Genomic DNA, 20,309 nt, shown 5'->3' with positions numbered 1-20,309 from the left:
CCGTGCTCCTCGCCTTCGACACCGCCTCGCCGACCGTCACCGTCGCCCTGCTCGACGGCGACGACGTGCGCGCCGAGGCGGTCTCCACCGAGGCCATGCGGCACGGCGAGCAGCTGGCGCCGCTGATCGAGGAGACCCTCGCGCTGGCGGGCGTGGGTCGCGGCGACATCACGGGCATCGCGGTCGGGGTCGGTCCGGGGCCGTTCACCGGACTGCGGGTCGGACTCGTCACCGCGCGCACCCTGGGCCTGGTGCTCGACGTCCCGGTCACCGGAGTGTGCAGCCTCGACGCGCTCGCGCTCCAGGCGGTCGAGGCAGGCGACGTCGGCGAGCCATTCGTCGTCGCCACCGACGCGCGCCGCAAGGAGGTCTACCTCGCCGAGTACGACGCGGCGGGCGACCGGCTCGGTGCCCCGAGCGTCGCCCGACCCGGCACCGTCGCCACCGAGCGTCCGGTGGTCGGGGAGGGCGCCGTCCTGTACCCCGACGCGTTCCCGCACCGGGTCGGCCCGGTGCGGCCGGCCGCGGCCTGGCTCGGCCTGGGGATGCTGCGCGGGCGCGCCGAACGGCTGCCCCCCGAGCCCCTGTACCTGCGCCGCCCGGACGCCGAGATCCCGGGCGCCCCGAAACCCGTGTCGTGACCGCCGTCGTCCGTCCCGCACGACCGGCGGACGCCGACGTCGTGTGGTCGCTGGAGGAGGAGTGCCTGGCGATCGACGCCTGGCCCGCCGGCCTGGTGCGCTCCGGCGTCACGGGGGAGACCCCGACCGTGTCCTTCTGGGTGGCCGAGACCGCGCAGGGCGTCGTGGGCTACGCAGCAGCCAGCGTCGTCGCCGACCTGGCCGAGCTCCAGCGGATCGCCGTGGGTACCGAACAGCGGCGCCGCGGGCTGGCCGGTCTCCTGCTCGGTGCGGTGGTCACGCACGCGAGGTCGGGAGGCGCGGACCGGCTGCTGCTCGAGGTTCGCGAGGACAACGACGCCGCACGCGCGTTCTACCGGCGCCACGGCTTCACCGAGATCGACCGGCGCCGCCGCTACTACCGCGACGGCGCCACGGCCGTGGTCATGCTTCTCCCACTCGACTGAGCCGGCCCAGTCCAGGCTCTCAGTCCAGGACCTCCGGCGCGATGCCGTCGTCGTCGAGCCAGTCCGAGCCGTCGTCGAACAGGTCGCGATCACCGCGCCGCTCGTCGCGGTCGCGGCCACCACGGCGTCCGCCGGCCACGCCTCCGGCCCCGGCACGGCCACCGGCGGCCCCACGTCCGCCACGTGCGCCGGAGCCTCCACGCGATCCCGTGCCACCAGCCAGTGGGCCACGGCCCGCCACGCCTCGTCCGGCCGTGCCGCGGGCGCCGGACCCTGCTCGCGAGCCGGGAACGCCTCCGGCCAACGGACCACGACCGAGTGGGCCGGCCGCCGACGGCCGGCTGGTCGCACCGATCGGACGAGTGGTCGGCGAGCCGGGCACGACGCCGGGAGGACGCGCTCCGGGCGGGACGGCGCCGGGCGACGCGGGCGCTCCGGGCGGAATGCCGCCGGGAGCGATCGGAGCGATGCCCGGTCCGGGCGCGGGAGCGGGGGATCCGACCGGTCCGGGAGTGATGCCGCCGGGGCCCGAGGGGATCGGTCCGGGCGCACCTGGGGCGGGCGCGCCGGGGCCGGCTGGCGTACCGGGCAGGCCGGGGCCGGCGGGGTGGCCGGGGAAGCCGGGGTGACCGGGACCTCCGGGATAGCCGGGTGAGCCGGGACCTCCGGGATAGCCGGGTGAGCCGGGACCTCCGGGATAGCCGGGCGAGCCGGGACCTCCGGGATAGCCGGGCGAGCCGGGACCTCCGGGATAGCCGGGCGAGCCAGGACCTCCGGGATAGCCGGGCGACCCGGGCTCGCCCGGGGTCGGCGGAGTCGGCATCCCGGGCTGCCGGCCGCCGATGGGCCGCGAACCCGGTGGCCGCGAGCCCCCCGGGCCGGTGCGTCCGCCCGGGCCGGTGTTCTGTCCCTCCGGGGTCTCGGGACCGCGGGATCCCACATACATCCGCTGGATCACGGGCAGTTCCTGGTCGAAGACGTGATCGAGCCGCCGCACCCACGCGAACGAGGTGTCCTCGCGGGCCTGCAGGTTGTCGTTGTACTTCTTGACCTTGTCGCTGTGCTTCTTCTGGTTCTTCAGGTCGTCATCGGTGGGCGGGCCCACCGTGCGCGGCGCGGGGCCGGGGTCGTCGAGCTCGGGGCTGTTGATGTCCATCTGGTCGCGGGCTCCCCGCGCGTCGCGCACCACCATGGCGGTGTGGACCAATGCCCGGTGCCCGTCCTTGAGCAGCTTGACCCGCTCGTCGAGTCCGCCCGCGGTGTTGAGGAAGGACCGGCCGATGGCGGGGCCGGTCTCTCCGCCGATCTCCTCGTCGCGACCCGCCGCGAGCCGCAGGGCCTCCGCGACCGAGTCGAGCAGCTCGGAGCAGCGCAGCCACTCGGCGGCGCCGCTCTCGATCTGCTGGTCGTCGGCGCCCATGAGGTAGGTGCGGAAGTCCTGCTCGTTCGGCCCGCTCATCGGTGCCCCTCCTCGGTGGTGCATCCGGGCTGATCCCCGAAGCCCGGGCCGGTGGTGCACGACTCGACCTGATCGAGGGTCGGGACCGCGGTATTGCTGATGGTGACGGTGGTGCGGCGGGTGTCGTCCTGGGCGGTCTGGTCGGTGAACTGGATGTCTTCGTGGAAGTGCCGGATCCGGGTGGCGTAGCCCTCGAGCCCGGCGACGAGGTCGCTCATCGCGCCGACGACGTGCGCATGCGCCTGGTCGACGTTCCAGCCGAAGTTCTTGCCACTCTCCGAGCCGCCGAAGGCGGTGGCCGGCGTGCCGGGCGGCCGCCCACCACGCTGGACGTCATCCGCGCTCTGGGTGAGGATGCGCACGATCTCGCGGATCGTCTCCTCCTCGACATTCAGCGCTCCCAAGATCGCGCCGACCTGCAGTGCGTCGGCGATTGCGTCGCCAAACCCCATCAGTACGTCTCCCGTCCTACTCGTGCCCAGATCACGCAATGTCGCCTACCCGACCCGAGGAGCACCAAACACCCGGGCGGCAGATTCCCGTAGGCTCGATCGAGATGACCCGTCCACCTCTCCCGCGGCGCGTCCGGCACGCGGCGGCCGCGGCCACGATCGTGACCGTTGCCCTGGTCGCGACCGGCTGCTCGGACGACTCGGGTGGCCGCGATAGCGGGCCCTCCACCGCGCCGCCCTCGTCGCCCTCGTCGCCGGCGTCGGGCGATCCGACGACGAGCGACCCGGCGCCCTCTCCGACGCCTGCCAGCGAGACTCCGACCGGTCCAGCGCCCGCTACCGGCCCCGAGCTGCGGATGAAGGCGGCCTCGGTACGGATGCCGGACGGATGGGAGCTGGACGCCAACCAGGCCCGCACCCTGGCCAGCGGCGGCGAGGGCAACCTCCGCCCCGGCCGGATGAACCTGTCGCAGTTCCCCTCCCTGGTCCAGGACCCGACTCCCCGCGAGCTCGAACAGGCGGCGATCGACACCTATCTCGATGGTCGCGGGCGGGCCGTGGCGCCCGTCGTCGTCGACGGCGTCGAGATGCGACACGTCACCGGCACGATCGACGGCACCACGGTCGATCGCTACACGACCGTCGTCGACGGCGACCTGGTCGGCCTGTCGGTGGTGCTCGCCGAGGGACTTCCCAAGCCCGAGCGCCAGGCGATCCTCGACAGCGTGCTGGCGAGCTTCACCTGGCGCTGAGCCCGGCAGGTCGGCGAGCGCTCGTCAGTCGGCCAGGAGGAAGGGCGGATCGAGGTCGGAACCGGGCAACGGCCCGAGCACCGTCTGCACCGGGCCGCCCTCGGCAAGGTCGAGGGTGACCAGCTTCCACGTGACGGAGCCGAAGTCGTAGATGCTCGCCACGACGGTCTGGTCGTCGAGGAAGCGATAGCCGCCGATGCCCTGGCTCCTCGTGGTGTCGACGGTGGCCACCTTGTTCAGGTCCCGGTCGAGCACGGTGACCTGGGCTGGGCCGAAGCCGTCGGTCTGTGGGTCGACCGCGAGCAGGTGCTCGCCGTCGGGGCTGATGTCGTCGAAGCGGTAGTCGCACGTCTCCGGCACCACCACGGCACCGGTCCGGGTGTCGAGGACCTCGCTGCACGCGGTGAAGTCGTCGACGAACCGGATCACCGCCACGACCTCACCATTGGCGGACGCCGCGCTCACCCGGCTCTTCCCCGGAGCCACTGGGGTCTGCGTGCCGTCCTGGTCGATCGCCACCGAGCGCTGCTCCTTCTCGAGGGTCACGTACACGCGGCACTCGGTGGCGCAGTCCTCGCCGACCGCGGCGACGGGGGTCGTCGCGTAGCGGGGGAGGCCCTCGGCGAGCACCCGCTCGCCGTCGCCCCAGACCGTCTGCAGGGCACCGTCGGTGGACACGAACACGACATAGGACCCGCCCTGCGAGGTGAGCGGCGGCAGCGCTGCCGCGTAGCTGTCGCTGAAGTCGGCCCTCGAGTCCTGGACATAGAGCACGTCGACGGTGATCTCGTTGAGCTCGTCAGGGTTGTTGGCCCAGGCGACGACCCGGTCGCCGAGGTCGGTGGCGCCCTCGTAGGCCTGCGGCAGCACGAGTGTCGAGCCATCTGCGCGGTGCAGCTTCCTGCCGCTCAGGTACGGCACCTGATCGCCCTGGTTCGCGGGCGGCTGGACGTTCGCGGTGTCGCTGGCGGTCGGGGTGTGCGTGGCCACCGGAGGCTGAAGCGAGTCGTCGGAGCCGCCCGCGATCAGGGCGACGGGAGTGATCAGCGCCGCAGTGGCGAGCACGCCCGCGACGACCATCCCGGCCCGCCGGCGCTTGATGGAGCCGGCGCGGCCGCGGATCTGGTCGAGGGTGAGCGGGGCCTCGTGGAGGTCGCGGACGCGGCGCTCGAACTCGCTGCTCATCTCGCGCTCCCAGGTGTCGTTCTCGGGTCGTTCGGTGTTCATCGGTCCCCCTCCTGTCGTCCGGGGTGTAGGTCGGCGGGAACCCGCTCGCGCAGCGCCGCGATCGCGCGGCTGCACTGCGACTTCACGGTGCCGACGGAGATGCCGAGGACGTCGGCGGTCTCGGCCTCGCTGAGCTGCTCGTAGTAGCGCAGCACCACCACGGCGCGAGCCTTCGGCGGCAGCGAGGTGACGACGTCCCACAGCGCTGCGCCGCGACCGTCGTCGTAGGTGTCGTGGTGCGGGCTGTCGGGGATCACCTCGGTGGCGTGCTCACGCCGCTTCCATGCCCGGCGCCACAGCGAGTTGTTCTCGTTGACCATGATCCGGCGCACGTAGGCGTCGGTGGAGGCGCGGTCGGAGACCTTGTCCCAGGCCAGGTACAGCTTGGCCAGGGAGCTCTGGAGGATGTCCTCGGCCTGGTTGCGGTCACCGGTGAGCAGGTAGGCGGTGCGCAGCAGGCTCGGCTGGCGCGCCTGGAGATACTCGGTGAACTCCCGGTCGCGCCGCTCCCTGCGGCCCGCGCTGCCCATGGCACCAGTGTCGGCGCTCGTGCGGCTGTTCAGCAGCATCGCCGCTCCTTCCCTCGTTCCACGCACCCAAGACGCGAACGGGGGAGAGAAGGTTGCAATCGTCGGTACCCGCTCGTGTCCATTCCACGCCCCGGGGGGCGCGCCGGTTGTCACGATGGGGTTGCATGGGCCGTGCACACCCAGTGACAACCGAGGAGCACACATGCAGCAGGTCAAGGCCGTGGTCGCGAAGGCCAAGGGAGAGCCCGTCGAGCTGGTCACCATCAACGTGCCCGACCCCGGTCCGGGCGAGGCCGTGGTGCAGATCCAGGCCTGCGGGGTGTGCCACACCGACCTGCACTACCGAGAGGGCGGGATCAACGACGACTTCCCGTTCCTGCTCGGTCACGAGGCCGCGGGGATCGTGGAGGCGGTCGGGCCCGACGTCACCTCGATCGCACCCGGCGACTTCGTGGTGCTCAACTGGCGCGCGGTCTGTGGCGAGTGTCGTGCGTGCGCTCGCGGCGACCTGCAGTACTGCTTCAACACCCACAACGCCACCCAGAAGATGACGCTCGAGGACGGCACCGAGCTGTCCCCGGCATTGGGGATCGGTGCGTTCGCGGAGAAGACCCTCGTCGCGGCGGGGCAGTGCACGAAGGTCGACCCCGACGCCCGTCCGGCGGCCGTCGGGCTGCTCGGCTGCGGCGTGATGGCCGGCATCGGTGCCGCGATCAACACCGGCGAGGTCACCCGCGGCAGGTCGGTCGCGGTGATCGGCTGCGGCGGCGTGGGCGTGGCGGCAATCGCGGGCTCGGCGCTGGCCGGCGCCTCGCCGATCATCGCCGTCGACATCGACCCCAAGAAGCTCGAGCAGGCCGAGAAGATGGGCGCCACCCACACCGTCGACTCCTCGAAGACCGACCCGGTCGAGGAGATCAAGCGGATCTGCGCCGAGACCTACCCCGGTGCCGAGGGCGCCGACGTCGTGGTGGAGGCCGTCGGGCGTCCCGAGACCTGGAAGCAGGCGTTCTACGCCCGCGACCTGGCCGGCACCGTCGTCCTGGTCGGGGTGCCGACGCCGGACATGAAGGTGCCCGACCTGCCGCTGATCGACGTGTTCGGCCGCGGCGGCGCGCTGAAGTCCTCCTGGTACGGCGACTGCCTGCCCAGCCGCGACTTCCCGATGCTGGTCGACCTGTACCGCCAGGGCCGACTCGACCTCGACTCGTTCGTGACCGAGGAGATCGGCATCGAGGACATCGAGGCCGCCTTCGAGAAGATGCACCACGGCGACGTGCTGCGCTCGGTCGTGGTGCTCTGATGGCTGCATCGACCAGGGTGGACCACGCCGTCTCGTCGGGCACCTTCACCCTCGACGGTGAGACCTTCGACGTCGACAACAACATCTGGGTGATCGGCGACGACACCGAGTGCGTCGTGATCGACGCGCCGCACTCGGTCGAGGACATCATGGCCGTCGTGGGGGACCGCAAGGTCAAGGCGATCGTGCTCACCCACGCCCACGACGACCACAGCCGGGTCGCGCCGGCGCTGCGCGAGCGGGTGTCGGCGCCGATCCTGCTGCACCCCGACGACAAGCCGCTGTGGGACCTCACCCACGGCGAGGACTACCTGTGGGACGTCGACCTCGCCGACGGCACCACCCTCGACGTCGGCGGCACGACCCTGCAGGTGCTCCACACGCCCGGCCACGCGCCCGGCGCGGTGTGCCTCTACGCCCCCGACCTGGGCGCGGTGTTCACCGGCGACACGCTGTTCAACGGCGGTCCCGGCGCCACCGGCCGCTCCTTCAGCGACCGCCCGACCATCGAGGCCTCCATCCGGGCGCGCCTGTTCGCGCTACCCGAGGACACCGTCGTCCACACCGGTCACGGCGACGACACCACCATCGGTGCCGAGAAGGCCCTCCTCGACGGCGCCTGAGGGGTCGTAGCGGCGATAGTCCCGGGAGTTCGGGTTGCTGTCATGCACGTTCGGCAACCCAAACTCCCGGGACTATCCCTTTTGTCGGACAACCTCAGCCTCGGTGGGAGGGGGCCGACTCGGGCTCGCCGGGCTCGGTGGGAGCCTTCTCGTCACCGTGGCCGGGCCACCAGGCGGCGTGGCCGAGGATGGCGGTGAGGGCCGGGGTGAAGAACATCGCCATCACGAACGCCGCGACCAGGATGCCGAAGGACAGCGCGAAGCCCATCGACCGGAAGAGTCCCGGCCCGCCGAGCATCAGTGAGCCGAAGGTGCCGGCCAGGATGATGCCGGCTGCGGCGATGGTGGGGCCGGCGTGCTTGATGGCCTCCGCCGCCGCCTCGCGCGGGCTGCGGCCCTCGCGGGCCTCCTCGCGCAGGCGGGCGACCATCAAGATGTTGTAGTCGGTGCCGAGGGCGGTGACGAACAGATAGATGTAGATCGGCAGGATGAAGATCAGGCCGTTCTCGCCCGCCAGGTGCTGGAAGATGATCACGGTGGCCCCCAGCGTTGCCGCGAAGCCCAGGCCGACGGCGGCCATGAGGTACCAGGGCGCGACGAGGCTGCGCAGCAGCAGCGCGAGGATCAACATGATCACCAGCGCCGCCGCCGGGAAGACCACCTTGTAGTCGCGCACCATCGCCGCCTGCAGGTCGGCGAAGACCGACGGCGTGCCGCCGACGTACGCGGTCGTGCCCGGCGGGGCGTCGCTGTGGGCGGTGTCGCGGATCGGTCCCTTGACGTCGGCGAGGGCGGCGTCGGAGGAGGTGTCGTGGTCGAGCACCAGGCTGATCTGGGCGGCGGTGCCGTCCTTGGACAGCTGAGCCGGGTAGACCGACGAGACGCCCTCGGCCTTGCCCAGCGCGGCGCCGTAGCTCTCCAGGGCCGTCGGGTCGAGCTTGTCGCCGTCGTCGGACTTCACGATCACCGGGACCGGGTCGCTGGCGCCGGCGGCGAAGTGGTCCTGGAAGGTGTTGAGCGCCTCGGTGGACTCGACGTTCTCGGGCAGGCTGGCGTTGAAGTCGAAGGACGGGTTGAACTGGAGGGAGAAGAGCGCGAGCACGACCATGACCAGCCCGGAGGCCGCGGCGAAGATGCCCGGACGACGTCCGACCGCCTCGCCGGCCCGCGCGAAGCGCGCGGCCTTCGGCTCCTGCCGCCACTTCTTCGAGGGCCAGAACAGCGCCCGCCCCAGGACGGTGACGACGGCCGGGACCAAGGTGAGCGCGGCGACCAGGGTCACCGCCACCGCGATCGCCAGCGCCGGGCCGATGGCCCGGAAGATGCCCAGCGAGCTCAGCAGCAGGGCGAGGAAGGCGACGATCACCGCGCCACCGGCCGAGGCGATCGCCTCGCCGGCCCGCTGGAGCGCGCCGACGACGGCGGTCCTGGTGTCCTCGCCGAGCCGAAGCCGCTCGCGATAGCGGAACAGGAAGAACAGGATGTAGTCGGTGCCGATACCGTAGAGGACGACGACGAGGATCGTCTCGACCGAGGAGTCGGCCTTGAGGCCGAAGATGTCGTTGGCCCACGCGATCAGGCCGTTGGCGATCACCGACACCACGCCCACGACCACGATCGGCATCAGGCAGATGATGACGCTGCGGAAGATGAGGGCCAGCAGCACGACGATGAGCACGATCGTGGCGATGCCGACGATCGCGAGGGTCCGTTCGCTCTGGTCCTGCGAGTCCAGGCCCTGTGGCACGGCGCCGGTCGACTGGACCTCGAGGTCGGTGCCCTTCACCAGGTCGGACAGGTCGCTGCGCAGCGACTTGGCATCGTCGAACGCCGTGGTGTCGTAGCCGGTGGCGCCGTCGGCGAGCCCGATGACGCCGAGCTGGACCAGGCCGTCCTCGGAGACCTGCGGAGCGCCGTCGGGCGTGGCGACCACGACCTGCGGCACGAACGTCTTGGTGCCCAGCTCCGGGCCGAGCTCCTTGGCGATCTTCGCGACCTCGGCCTGGTCGGCCTCGGTGAGCTTGCTGCCGTCGGAGCGCTGGAACACCAGGATCGCCGCCGGCGTCGTGGCGCCGGGGAACTCCTCGGACTGGATGTTGATGGCCTTGATCGACTCGTAATGGTCGGGCAGGAAGTCCGACTCGTCCTGCGTGGTCTGCAGGGCGGGGGCGAAGACGACCACGAGGGCGGCGAGCACCACCCACGCCCCGATGACGTACCAAGGACGCCGGGAGGCGACCCGGCCGAGTGCAGTGAACACAGCTACCTAGAGAACCACTTCCGAGGCTCGATGGGAAACGGATTCAGAAGGGCTCCACGAGCAGCGCCGTGCCGTGCCCGTCGACCCGGGTGAGGACGAGGGTCGCCTCGCTGTCGCCGTCGAGGTCGAGCCGGCGCCGCAGCTGCTCCGGCACGACGTCGACGCCGCGCTTCTTGATGGTCAGTCGGCCTACCCCGCGCTCGCGCAGCGCGGCCCGCAACTGCTTCTCGCGGTAGGGGAGTGGCTCCAGGATCCGGTAGCCGCGGGCGAACGGCGTGCGGAAGGAGTCGTCGGAGGTCACGTAGGCGATGTGCTCGTCGACGAGACCGCCGTGCACCCCGGCGGCGACGGCGGTGACCAGGCCGGCCCGGATCACCGCGCCGTCGGGTTCGTAGAGGAACTCCCCGATCGGGCGCACCGGTGCGCCGGGGTCGTCGTCGTCGGTGAGGGTGGCCAGGCCGCCGTCGCCGACGACGGTGGCGCGGCGGCGTGCGGTGGCCAGCCGGCCCGACCAGAGCGCGGCCTCCTTCACCTCGCCGTGGTCGCTCACCCACTCGGCCTCGACGCCGTCGGGCACCAGGTCGTGCGGGATGCCCGGCGCCGCCTTCACGCACGCGTCGCGACCGAGCAGGCCCTCGACGAACTCCCACGGCGGCGTCCAGGCCTCGGGGCGCCAGGTGCGCCCGGTCCCGGTGCGCCGGGCCGGGTCGGCGAAGGCGACGTCGAACGGTGCGAGGTCGAGTCGGGTCGCGTCGGCCACCGTGACCGCCCCAGGCAGGCCCAGTGCGGCGAGGTTGGCCTCGGCCACCGCCACCCGCACCGGGTCGAGATCCACGCCGACGCTGACGATCCCGGCCTCCGCCGCGGCGATGAGGTCGCCGCCGATGCCGCAGCCGAGGTCGACCAGGCTCTGGGTGCCGAACGCGGTGAGCCGGCCGGCTCGGTGCCGGGCCACCGGGGCGCGGGTGGCCTGCTCGAGGCCGTCGGGGGTGAAGTAGAGCGCTGCGGCACGGTCGCCGAACTTCGCCTCCGCGCGACGGCGGAGCTGGGCCTGGGTGAGTGCCGCGGCGACGTGCGCCGGGTCGGCGATTCGCCGCAGCCGGGTCTGGACGGCGAGCTCGTCGGCCGGACCGCCGGCGGTGTCGGAGGTGAGCTCGGTCGCGGTGGCGAGCAGGGCCTGGCCGTCGTCGGTCAGGAGCCATCGGAAGGCGTCGAGGTCCACCGCGGAATCCTCGCAGGCGGGGTGTCGCAGGGGCGACGTCGCGGTTCGATGACGGGCCAGGCTGGCACTCGTTGGGTGGGAGTGCTAGTTTCAGAACTGGCACTCTCGCCTTGAGGGTGCCAGCGCTTGCGAAGCGGTACGACCCCCGCGACGGCGTACCAGGGAGCAAGCCCACCACGTGAGCCCACAACCCACGCGAATCCCACGCGCAACCAAGGAAAGTGGAGGTCGACATCGTGTCGGTCAACATCAAGCCTCTCGAGGACCGGATCGTCGTCAAGGCCCTCGAGGCCGAGCAGACCACCGCCTCCGGCCTGGTCATCCCGGACACCGCCAAGGAGAAGCCCCAGGAGGGCGAGGTCGTGGCGGTCGGCCCCGGCCGCTTCAACGAGGACGGCGACGACCGCATCCCGCTCGACGTCTCGGTCGGCGACAAGGTCATCTACAGCAAGTACGGCGGCACCGAGGTCAAGTACGGCGGCGAGGAGTACCTGATCCTCTCGGCGCGCGACGTGCTCGCGATCGTCTCCTGACGCACCACATGTCCTGACCGAAACGGCGCGAGCACCCTCGCGCCGTTTCGTGTTCGGCCCCGAACCACCCCAAGTCACCACCCGAACCAATCCGGCAAGGAGCACCACCCAGATGCCCAAGATCCTGGAGTTCGACGAGAACGCCCGGCGTTCGCTCGAGCGCGGTGTCGACGCGCTCGCCGACGCCGTCAAGGTCACCCTCGGCCCCAAGGGCCGCTACGTCGTCCTCGACAAGAAGTGGGGCGCGCCGACCATCACCAACGACGGCGTCACCGTCGCCCGTGAGGTCGAGCTCGACGACCCGTTCGAGAACCTCGGCGCGCAGCTCACCAAGGAGGTCGCGACCAAGACCAACGACATCGCCGGCGACGGCACCACCACCGCCACGGTGCTCGCCCAGGCGATGGTCCACGAGGGCCTGCGCGCGGTCGCTGCCGGCGCCAACCCGATGGGCCTCAAGCGTGGCATGGACCAGGCCGCCCAGGCGGTCTCCGAGGAGCTGCTCAAGTCGGCCCGCGAGATCGAGACCCGCGAGGACATGGCCTCGGTCGCCACCATCTCCAGCCGCGACGAGCACATCGGCAACCTGCTCGCCGACGCCTTCGACAAGGTCGGCAAGGACGGCGTGATCACGGTCGAGGAGTCCAACACCATGGGCACCGAGCTCGAGTTCACCGAGGGGATGCAGTTCGACAAGGGCTACATCAGCCAGTACTTCGTCACCGACCCCGAGCGGATGGAGGCCGTCCTCGACGAGCCCTACATCCTGCTCAACCAGGGCAAGATCTCCTCGATCCAGGACCTGCTGCCGCTGCTGGAGAAGGTCATCCAGTCCGGCAAGCCGCTGTTCATCATCGCCGAGGACGTCGACGGCGAGGCCCTCTCGACGCTGGTGGTCAACAAGATCCGCGGCACGTTCAACGCCGTCGCGGTCAAGGCGCCCGCCTTCGGTGACCGCCGCAAGGCCATGCTCGAGGACATCGCGATCCTCACCGGCGCCACCGTCGTGGCCCCCGAGGTCGGTCTCAAGCTCGACCAGGTCGGCCTCGAGGTGCTCGGCACCGCTCGTCGCGTCGTGGTCACCAAGGACGACACCACGATCGTCGACGGCGGCGGCGACCCCGCCAAGGTCGAGGCCCGCGTCAACCAGATCAAGGCCGAGATCGAGAACACCGACTCCGACTGGGACCGCGAGAAGCTCCAGGAGCGTCTGGCCAAGCTCGCCGGCGGCGTCTGCGTCATCAAGGTCGGCGCGGCCACCGAGGTGGAGCTGAAGGAGAAGAAGCACCGCATCGAGGACGCCGTGTCCGCCACCCGTGCGGCCATCGAGGAGGGCATCGTCGCCGGCGGCGGCTCGGCCCTCATCCACGCCTCCACGGTGCTCGACGACGACCTCGGCCTCAAGGAGGACGAGGGCACCGGCGTTCGCGTCGTGCGTCGCTCGATGGTGGAGCCGCTGCGCTGGATCGCCGAGAACGGCGGCGAGAACGGCTACGTCGTCACCACCAAGGTCAAGGAGCAGGGTCCTGGCTTCGGCTACAACGCGGCCACCGACGAGTACGGCGACCTGATCGCCCAGGGCGTCATCGACCCGGTCAAGGTCACCCGCTCCGCGCTGGTGAACGCCACCTCGATCGCGGCGATGCTGCTCACGACCGAGACGCTCGTCGTCGACAAGCCCGAGGACGAGGACGAGGCCGACACCGGCCACGGTCACGGCCACGGCCACTGATCGACCCCCGCTGATCCTCTGATCAGCCTCGAACGGCCCGTCGCGGATCTCCGCGGCGGGCCGTTGCGCTGTTGGGCCCCGGGCAGGCGGGCTAACGCGCGACTGAGAGGATGAGTCGGTGCATCAGAAGGTGAGCGTGGCAGAGCGGCGCTCACTCGTCCTGCTCCCAGTAGTGCTCGCGCTGCTGTCGATGCTCGGCCCGTTCGCCATCGACACCCCGTTCCCGGCGTTCAAGAGCATGGGTGAGGAGTTCTCCGCCGACAAGGGCTCGATGCAGCTGGTGGTCAGCGCCTACCTGTTGGCGTTCGGGTTGATGAGCCCGTTCCACGGACCGCTCTCGGACGCGATCGGCCGCCGCAAGGTCATGGTCGGTGGCGTCGGTGTGTTCGCCCTCGCCTCCATCGGCTGCGCCCTGTCGCAGTCGCTGCCGATGCTGCTGGTGTTCCGAGTCCTCCAGGGTCTCAGCGCGGGCGGGGGCGTGATCGTGAGCCGCACCGTGGTCCGCGACCTGTACGACGGCGACCAGGCCCAGCGCCTGATGTCGCGGGTGATGCTGATCTTCGGCGTCGCGCCCGCGGTCGCGCCGATCGTCGGCGGCCTGCTGCTCCAGCTGGGTCCCTGGCCGCTGATCTTCTGGTTCCTCGCCGCGGTGGGTGGGCTGCTCGCCGTCGTCGTGATCACGCTGCTCCCGGAGACTCACCCGCCGGAGCGGCGGATCCCCTTCTCCGTGGGCTCACTGGTCGCCAGCCTGGCCGACATCGGCAGGAGCCCGAGGTTCCACCTGGTGGCCTGGGGCGCCGCCTTCGGCTTCGCGGGGCAGTTCCTCTACATCGGCGCCGCGCCGATCTTCGTGGTCGATCTGCTCGGCCTGGGCGAGCTCGACTTCTGGGTCTTCTTCGTGCCGATGATCATCGGCCTGATGACCGGTGCCTGGGTCAGCGGCCGCACGGCCGGACGGGTACGCCGGGGCGTGCTCATCTCGGCGGGCATGACCTTCGCGCTGTTCGGCGCGGGGGTGAACGTGCTGCTCGCCGCGCTCCCGGCGACCAGCGGCGAGCTGCCCTGGGCGGTCATCGGCCCGGCCCTCATCGCGGCCGGCTCGGGCGCGGCCTACCCCTCGCAGCAGCTGATCCTGCTCGACATGTTCCCGGCGCTGCGCGGCTCCGCGGTCTCGATGTTCACCTTCTTCACCCTCGTGCTCAACGCGCTCATCGCGGCCCTGGTGGCGCCCCGGGTCACCGACTCGGTGCTCACCATGGCCCTGGCCGCCTTGGTCCTGATCGCGGTCGGCCTCTCGCTGTGGACCCTCCACGTGCTGCTGGGCCTGCGTGCGCGCCACGAGGCGGCGTCGGTCCCGGAGTCGCTCGCTCCCACCGACTCGCTGTAACCGCTGCCGCGCAACCCAGCTCGGGAGCGTTGGCAGGGACGGTTGCCGGGGTTCGATCAATCAGCGCTCGCTGGCTGTCGCTCGCTTGCTCAACCTCCGGCGGGTCCCTGGACATCTCCGTGGGCGGCGAGGAAGGTGAGCGGATGCGACTCGGAGCCCTTCTCGTGCCAGCCCTCGCCCTCATGCTTCCCCTGGCTGCCGTGCCGGCCGACGCCGGCGGCGGCCACGGTCATTCGGCCGACCCGTTCGCCCACGGCTGGCGTGAGTCGGTGATCGACGCCGACCAGAACCTCCGCGGGCTCGACGCGGTGAGCAAGCGGGAGGCGTGGGTCACCGGCGAGAGCCTCAGCGACGGCGCCGCGCGGGTCTTCCGCACCACCGACGGCGGCCGGCGCTGGCGCGACGTCAGCCCGCCGGACACCGTCGGGCTCTCCTTCCGCGACGTCGAGGTCGAGGGCCGGGTGGCGCACGTGCTGGCGATCGGTCCCGGGGAGGACTCGCGGATCTACCGCTCCACCGACGGCGGCGCCTCGTGGACCGAGTCCTTCCGCAACACCGACGAGGCCGCCTTCTACGACTGCATGGCGTTCTACCCCGGCGGCCGCCACGGCCTCGCCGTGAGCGATCCGGTCGACGGGAAGCTGCGCATCCTCGCCACCGACGACGCCGGCCGGTCGTGGTCGGTGCTCCCGAACGCCGGCATGCCCGACTCTGCCGACGAGTTCGGCTTCGCCGCCAGCGGCGACTGCCTGGTCACCGCCGGGCTCTCGGCGTTCCTCGTCACCGGCGGCGCGAAGTCGCGGATCCTGCGCTCCGACGACCGCGGCCGTACCTGGACGGCCACCGAATCGGGGATCCCGGCAGGGGAGTCCGCCGGCGGCTTCGCAGGCGCGTTCGCCTCCTCGCGGCACGGCATCGCGGTCGGCGGTGACTTCGCCGACGCCACCGACCACACCGACGTCGTCGCCTACACCAGAGACGGCCGGACCTGGACCGGCGGCATCGACCTGACCCACATCGGGGAGGACGTCGCCTACGTCCGGGGCTGGAAGGTCGCAGTCGCGACCGGCGACTACGGTGGGTCGGCCGGCACCAGCCTCACCCTCGACGGGGGAGCGACCTGGCGCCGGGTCAGCGACCTGGGCTATCACGCGATCGACTGCGTCAGCGGTGTCTGCTGGGCTGCCGGCAGCAGGGGACGGGTCGGACACAACTAGCAGCGGAGGACGGTGCGCCATTGCGACCCGGTGTCCGTAGCGTCCTCCTCTCCTGGCTGGCCTTGCTGGTGGCACTCGCCCTCGCCGCCTGCGACGGGCAGGACAAGCCCGACGACGAGCCGAGCACGCCCGCGGACGACGGCCCGGGCGCCGTCGACCCGTTCGCCGCCGGGTGGGAGGAGACCGTGGTCGAGGCGAGCCAGGACTTCCGTGGCCTGGCGGCCGTCAGCGACAGCGAGGCCTGGGTCGCCGGCGAGGACGTCGAGGGCGACCGGCCACAGGTGCTGCGGACCACCGACGGCGGCGAGACGTGGGACGACGTGACGCCCCCCGACTCCGCGGGTCTGAGCTTCCGCGAGGTCGAGGTGCACGACGGCGTGGCCCACGTGCTGGCCGTCGGCTACGGACAGAACTCGAGGATCCTGCGCTCCAGCGACGGCGGCGCCTCGTGGGCCACGACGTTCCGCAACGACGACGACGACGCGTTCTACGCGTGCCTGGACCTCTACCCCGACGGACGACGCGGACTCGCGGTCGCCTCCCTGACCAGCGGACCTGCCGGCGACGGTGGCTTCCGGATCCTCCTGACCGACGACGCCGGGGAGTCGTGGCGCCTCCCACCTGCCGGCGGCATCGTCCCGGCGGTGCTCGACCGGGTCGAGGCGGTCGGCGGCGGCTGCCTGGTGACCGTCGACGACTCGGCCTTCGTCATCACCAGCGGGGAGACACCGCGCGTGCTGCGCTCCGACGACTACGGGTCGACGTGGACGGCGACGCCCTCCCGGCTCCGGGCCGGCGCCACCGGCGGCGGCGCCGCCGGCGCCTTCGCCTCGCCGCGGCAGGGCATCGTGGTCGGGGGCGACCAGGCCGACTCCGGTCAGCACGCCGAGGCGGCGTCCTTCACTCGCGACGGGCGACGGTGGGAGGTGTCCACGGGCACGACCCACGTGTCCGAGGACGTCGCCCTCCTCAGCGGCTTCGCCGGCGCGGCCGACGGCCAGGTCGCGATCAGTACCGGCGACGTCGGACTGTCGGTGGGGTCGAGTCTCAGCACCGACGCCGGCGCGTCCTGGACGCGGGTCAGCGACCTCGGCTACCACACCGTCGACTGCGCGGGCGCGACCTGCTGGGCCGCAGGCAGCGGCGGACGCGTCGGCCACAACTGACCCATCCGGGTGTGGTCGTCGCCACGCCGTAGGCTTGGCTCGTGGAGGTTCCTGAGAAGTTCGCCGCCCTCGGTCTCACCTACGACGATGTGCTGCTCCTGCCGGGGCACTCCGACCTCGCGCCAGACGAGATCGACACCACGACCCGGCTGACCCGCGAGATCAGCATCCGGGTGCCGATCCTCAGCGCGGCCATGGACACCGTCACCGAGTCGCGCATGGCCATCGCGATGGCGCGCCAGGGCGGGCTCGGCGTCCTGCACCGCAACCTGTCGATCGAGGACCAGGCCTACCAGGTCGACCTGGTGAAGCGGACCCAGACCGGGATCATCTCCAACCCGGTCACCATCGGCCCCGACGCGACCCTGGAGGAGCTCGACCGGCTCTGCGGCGAGTACCGCGTCTCCGGGCTCCCCGTGGTCGACGCCGACAACCGCCTGCTCGGCATCTGCACCAACCGCGACCTGCGCTTCACGCCGGTGGCGGAGTGGTCGACCACGAAGGTCGAGGAGGTGATGTCGCCCATGCCGCTGGTCACCGGCCCGGTCGGGATCTCCCGCGAGGACGCCACCCTCCTGCTGCGCCAGCACAAGCGCGAGCGGCTGCCGCTTGTCGACGACCAGGGCCGGCTCGGCGGACTCATCACCGTCAAGGACTTCGTCAAGGGCGAGCAGTTCCCGCTGGCCTCCAACGACGACCACGGCCGCCTGATGGTCGGCGCCGCCATCGGCTACTTCGGCGACGCCTGGCTGCGCGCGACCACGCTGGTCGAGGCGGGCGTCGACGTGCTCGTCGCCGACACCGCCCACGGCAACGTGCGGATGCTGCTCGACATGGTCAAGCGGCTCAAGACCGACCCGGCCACCTCGCACGTGCAGGTGATCGGCGGCAACGTCGCCACCCGCGAGGGCGCCCAGGCCTTCGTCGACGCCGGCGCCGACGCGATCAAGGTCGGCGTCGGTCCCGGCTCGATCTGCACCACCCGCGTCGTCACCGGCGTCGGGGTCCCGCAGATCACCGCCATCTACGAGGCCTCGCTGGCCGCCAAGCCGGCCGGCGTCCCGGTGATCGCCGACGGCGGCATGAAGCACTCCGGCGAGATCGCCAAGGCCCTGGTCGCAGGCGCGGACAGCGTCATGGTCGGCTCGCTGCTCGCCGGCTGCGAGGAGTCGCCGGGCGACCTGGTGTTCGTCAACGGCAAGCAGTTCAAGTCCTACCGCGGCATGGGCTCGCTCGGCGCGATGTCCAGCCGCGGCAGGAAGTCCTACTCCAAGGACCGCTACTTCCAGGCCGAGGTCACCAGCGACGACCAGATCGTGCCCGAGGGCATCGAGGGCCAGGTCGCCTTCCGTGGCCCGCTGTCGGCGGTGGCCCACCAGCTCATCGGCGGCCTCAACCAGTCGATGTTCTACGTCGGCGCCCGGACCATCCCCGAGCTCCAGGACCGCGGCCGGTTCGTGCGGATCACCTCCGCCTCGCTCGCCGAGAGCCACCCGCACGGCGTCCAGATGACCGTCGAGGCGCCGAACTACTCCGGGTCGTGACCGACCCGGTGACCCAGGTCGTCGTCTACACAGACGGCGCCTGCGTGCCGAACCCCGGTCCGGGAGGCTGGGGTGCGTTCCTGCGCTACGGCGACCACGAGCTCGACCTGTGCGGCGGGGAGGCCGAGACCACCACGAACAACCGGATGGAGCTGATGGCGCCGATCATGGCGCTCGAACGGCTCAGCCGGCGCTCGGCGGTGCAGCTCTACACCGACAGCGTCTACGTCCGAAACGGCATCACCAAGTGGGTGCACGGCTGGGCGAGCAACGGCTGGCGGACCTCGTCGAAGCAGCCGGTGAAGAACGTCGACCTGTGGCAGCGGCTGGTGACCGCCTGTGCCGAGCACGACGTCGCCTGGCACTGGGTCAAGGGTCACGCCGGTACGCCTGGCAACGAGCGGGCCGACCGGCTCGCGGCTCGCGGGCTCCGCGAGGCGGTCGCCGCGGCTGAGACCGGCTGAACCGAGTGCCCCGGCCGCGTGGGAAACTGCGGCCATGACCGAGATCCAGATCGGCCAGGCCAAGCGGGCCCGCCGTGCCTACGCCTTCGACGACATCGCGATCGTGCCCTCGCGGCGCACCCGCGACCCGCAGGAGGTCAATCTCGACTGGCAGATCGACGCCTACCGGTTCTCGCTGCCGGTGCTCGCCGCGCCGATGGACTCGGTCATGTCGCCGGCCACCGCGATCGCGCTCGGCAAGCTCGGCGGTCTCGGCGTCCTCAACCTCGAGGGCCTGTGGACCCGCTACGAGGACCCCAGCGACCTGCTCGCCGAGGTCGCCGACCTCGAGGGGATCGACGCGACCGCGCGGATGCAGGAGATCTACACCGAGCCGGTCAAGCCCGAGCTCGTCACCGAGCGACTGCGCGAGATGCGCGCGGCCGGCGTCACCGTCGCCGGCTCCCTCTCACCGCAGCGCACCAAGGAGTTCGCCAAGGTGGTGGTCGACGCCGGCGTCGACATGTTCGTGATCCGCGGAACCACGGTGAGCGCCGAGCACGTCTCCAGCCAGGCCGAGCCCTTGAACCTCAAGGAGTTCATCTACGAGCTCGACGTGCCGGTCATCGTCGGCGGATGCGCCACCCACCAGGCCGCGCTGCACCTCATGCGGACCGGTGCCGCCGGCGTCCTGGTGGGCTTCGGCGGGGGAGCGGCCCACACCACCCGCAGCGTGCTGGGCGTCGCCGTCCCGATGGCCAGCGCGGTCGCCGACGTCGCCGCCGCACGTCGCGACTACCTCGACGAGTCCGGCGGTCGCTACGTCCACGTGATCGCGGACGGGTCGATCGGGCGGTCCGGCGACATCGCGAAGGCCATCGCCTGTGGCGCCGACGCGGTGATGGTCGGCTCGCCGTTCGCGCGGGCCAGCGACGCGCCGGGCCACGGCTTCCACTGGGGCGCCGAGGCCCACCACGAGCGGCTCCCGCGGGGGCGTCGGGTCCGCTTCGACCAGATCGGCACCTTGGAGGAGATCCTCTTCGGCCCCTCCCGCGTGGCCGACGGCACGATGAACCTCATCGGAGCGCTGCGCCGGTCGATGGCGACCACCGGCTACACCGAGCTCAAGGAGTTCCAGCGTGTCGAGGTCGTCGTCGACGGGTGAGATGGCGACGATGCCGGGGTTGGCAAGAAAAGTCGAAACCGTTTTGGCCACGCCTCTAGCGCGTCCTGCGCGGCTCGCCTAGGTTCGAGATCCGGGCCATCGGGGGCCCGTCCCCCACGTCGATCCTTGCCGGTCCACGTGCGGTGCGGTTTCCCTGGCCACCCATCTCGGAGGGAAACGCAATGGCATCAGCTCGCCGTCGATCTC

Annotated in this window: 19 protein-coding genes; 13 read left to right on the top strand and 6 right to left on the bottom strand. The window is 71.5% G+C overall.

Features of this window, described 5'->3' with window-relative positions:
- Positions 1-2: 2 nt before the first annotated feature.
- Positions 3-641: a tRNA (adenosine(37)-N6)-threonylcarbamoyltransferase complex dimerization subunit type 1 TsaB gene (tsaB, locus tag WMR31_RS19470; protein ID WP_340540555.1), complete on the top strand. Its 639-nt coding sequence runs from the start codon at positions 3-5 to the stop codon at positions 639-641.
- The gene (gene rimI, locus WMR31_RS19465) at positions 638-1,087 is read left to right on the top strand and encodes a ribosomal protein S18-alanine N-acetyltransferase (RefSeq protein ID WP_340540554.1); all 450 of its coding nucleotides are present in this window, start codon (positions 638-640) and stop codon (positions 1,085-1,087) included. Before tsaB ends, rimI begins: the two co-directional genes overlap by 4 nt.
- 19 nt (positions 1,088-1,106) lie before the next feature.
- Here rimI and WMR31_RS19460 read toward each other — a convergent pair whose 3' ends face one another.
- Complete coding sequence (locus tag WMR31_RS19460; protein ID WP_340540553.1) at positions 1,107-2,546, bottom strand: hypothetical protein; 1,440 nt, start codon at positions 2,544-2,546, stop codon at positions 1,107-1,109.
- Positions 2,543-2,998: a hypothetical protein gene (locus WMR31_RS19455; protein ID WP_340540552.1), complete on the bottom strand. Its 456-nt coding sequence runs from the start codon at positions 2,996-2,998 to the stop codon at positions 2,543-2,545. The genes WMR31_RS19460 and WMR31_RS19455 overlap by 4 nt, the downstream gene beginning before the upstream one ends.
- A 104-nt stretch (positions 2,999-3,102) precedes the next feature.
- On the opposite strand from WMR31_RS19455, the gene WMR31_RS19450 reads away from it, so the two are divergent.
- Positions 3,103-3,750: a hypothetical protein gene (locus tag WMR31_RS19450; RefSeq protein ID WP_340540551.1), complete on the top strand. Its 648-nt coding sequence runs from the start codon at positions 3,103-3,105 to the stop codon at positions 3,748-3,750.
- Between the two features lie 24 nt (positions 3,751-3,774).
- Here the strand turns inward: WMR31_RS19450 and WMR31_RS19445 are convergent, their stop codons facing one another.
- Together WMR31_RS19445 and WMR31_RS19440 are read right to left on the bottom strand one after the other, a co-directional pair.
- Positions 3,775-4,977: a hypothetical protein gene (locus WMR31_RS19445; RefSeq protein WP_340540550.1), complete on the bottom strand. Its 1,203-nt coding sequence runs from the start codon at positions 4,975-4,977 to the stop codon at positions 3,775-3,777.
- Positions 4,974-5,546, bottom strand: coding sequence for a SigE family RNA polymerase sigma factor (locus WMR31_RS19440; protein ID WP_340540549.1), 573 nt, complete (start codon positions 5,544-5,546; stop codon positions 4,974-4,976). The genes WMR31_RS19445 and WMR31_RS19440 overlap by 4 nt, the downstream gene beginning before the upstream one ends.
- A gap of 163 nt (positions 5,547-5,709) precedes the next feature.
- On the opposite strand from WMR31_RS19440, the gene WMR31_RS19435 reads away from it, so the two are divergent.
- Positions 5,710-6,810, top strand: a complete 1,101-nt coding sequence (locus WMR31_RS19435; protein ID WP_340540548.1) for an S-(hydroxymethyl)mycothiol dehydrogenase — start codon at positions 5,710-5,712, stop codon at positions 6,808-6,810.
- Positions 6,810-7,433 carry an MBL fold metallo-hydrolase gene (locus WMR31_RS19430; RefSeq protein WP_340540547.1) on the top strand — a complete coding sequence of 208 codons (624 nt, stop codon included), beginning with the start codon at positions 6,810-6,812 and terminating at the stop codon, positions 7,431-7,433. The genes WMR31_RS19435 and WMR31_RS19430 overlap by 1 nt, the downstream gene beginning before the upstream one ends.
- Before the next feature lie 94 nt (positions 7,434-7,527).
- Here the strand turns inward: WMR31_RS19430 and WMR31_RS19425 are convergent, their stop codons facing one another.
- Together WMR31_RS19425 and WMR31_RS19420 are read right to left on the bottom strand one after the other, a co-directional pair.
- Positions 7,528-9,693: an MMPL family transporter gene (locus tag WMR31_RS19425; RefSeq protein ID WP_340540546.1), complete on the bottom strand. Its 2,166-nt coding sequence runs from the start codon at positions 9,691-9,693 to the stop codon at positions 7,528-7,530.
- Positions 9,694-9,736: 43 nt separating this feature from the next.
- Positions 9,737-10,915: a class I SAM-dependent methyltransferase gene (locus WMR31_RS19420; RefSeq protein WP_340540545.1), complete on the bottom strand. Its 1,179-nt coding sequence runs from the start codon at positions 10,913-10,915 to the stop codon at positions 9,737-9,739.
- A 236-nt stretch (positions 10,916-11,151) separates the two neighbouring features.
- Here WMR31_RS19420 and groES point away from each other — a divergent pair, with 236 nt between their 5' ends.
- The 8 genes from groES (at position 11,152) to WMR31_RS19380 (ending at position 20,102) form a co-directional block, all read left to right on the top strand.
- A complete protein-coding gene (gene groES / locus WMR31_RS19415) occupies positions 11,152-11,448 on the top strand; it encodes a co-chaperone GroES (RefSeq protein ID WP_340540598.1) in 297 nt (98 codons plus the stop codon).
- A 112-nt stretch (positions 11,449-11,560) separates the two neighbouring features.
- Complete coding sequence (gene groL, locus WMR31_RS19410) at positions 11,561-13,180, top strand: chaperonin GroEL (protein WP_340540544.1); 1,620 nt, start codon at positions 11,561-11,563, stop codon at positions 13,178-13,180.
- Between the two features lie 118 nt (positions 13,181-13,298).
- The gene (locus WMR31_RS19405; RefSeq protein ID WP_340540543.1) at positions 13,299-14,567 is read left to right on the top strand and encodes a multidrug effflux MFS transporter; all 1,269 of its coding nucleotides are present in this window, start codon (positions 13,299-13,301) and stop codon (positions 14,565-14,567) included.
- Between the two features lie 143 nt (positions 14,568-14,710).
- Entirely contained in the window at positions 14,711-15,784 is a 1,074-nt protein-coding gene (locus tag WMR31_RS19400; protein WP_340540542.1) for a WD40/YVTN/BNR-like repeat-containing protein, read from the top strand.
- Between the two features lie 20 nt (positions 15,785-15,804).
- On the top strand, positions 15,805-16,950 hold the full coding sequence (locus tag WMR31_RS19395; protein WP_340540541.1) for a beta propeller repeat protein: 1,146 nt from the start codon (positions 15,805-15,807) through the stop codon (positions 16,948-16,950).
- A gap of 41 nt (positions 16,951-16,991) precedes the next feature.
- On the top strand, positions 16,992-18,494 hold the full coding sequence (gene guaB / locus WMR31_RS19390) for an IMP dehydrogenase (RefSeq protein WP_340540540.1): 1,503 nt from the start codon (positions 16,992-16,994) through the stop codon (positions 18,492-18,494).
- The gene (gene rnhA / locus WMR31_RS19385) at positions 18,491-18,958 is read left to right on the top strand and encodes a ribonuclease HI (RefSeq protein WP_340540539.1); all 468 of its coding nucleotides are present in this window, start codon (positions 18,491-18,493) and stop codon (positions 18,956-18,958) included. Before guaB ends, rnhA begins: the two co-directional genes overlap by 4 nt.
- Positions 18,959-18,992: 34 nt before the next feature.
- A complete protein-coding gene (locus tag WMR31_RS19380; protein WP_340540538.1) occupies positions 18,993-20,102 on the top strand; it encodes a GuaB3 family IMP dehydrogenase-related protein in 1,110 nt (369 codons plus the stop codon).
- The last annotated feature ends 207 nt before the right edge of the window (positions 20,103-20,309 follow it).

Origin of the sequence: Nocardioides epinepheli (genome assembly GCF_037936805.1) — a bacterium.
Taxonomy (GTDB): domain Bacteria; phylum Actinomycetota; class Actinomycetes; order Propionibacteriales; family Nocardioidaceae; genus Nocardioides.
This window is presented reverse-complemented; position numbering and strand designations above follow the sequence as displayed.